The sequence below is a fragment of the Mesorhizobium sp. M4B.F.Ca.ET.214.01.1.1 genome (assembly GCF_004791545.1).
In the GTDB taxonomy this organism is placed as follows: domain Bacteria; phylum Pseudomonadota; class Alphaproteobacteria; order Rhizobiales; family Rhizobiaceae; genus Mesorhizobium; species Mesorhizobium abyssinicae.
Window position 1 is genome coordinate 1 of record NZ_SRUX01000271.1, and the last position, 288, is coordinate 288.

General features: G+C 61.5%; 1 pseudogene. It reads left to right on the forward strand.

From position 1 onward, the window contains the following. Positions 1–288 (forward strand): annotated as a pseudogene (locus EN857_RS34215) (lipopolysaccharide biosynthesis protein); the annotation flags it as partial.

Consider the following 288-nt stretch of genomic DNA (forward strand, 5'->3'; position numbering starts at 1 on the left):
GACAAACTGGCTGCTGGCCGTTATCACCATGCCAGGCATTGCGACGCTGACACTGACTTCGGAGCAGGTGGTCAGGCTTCTTTTCGGCGAGCGTTGGATGGCTGTGGCGCCGATTTTTGCCTGGCTGGGCATCGCCGGGCTGATGCAGTCCGTATCGAGCACCACCGGGTGGATATTCAGCTGCCAGGGCCAGACGAAGACGATGTTCCACTGGGGCATCTATTCGTCGCTGACGACCGTCGCCTCCTTCATCGTGGGCCTCCATTGGGGAGCCATAGGCGTCGCGGC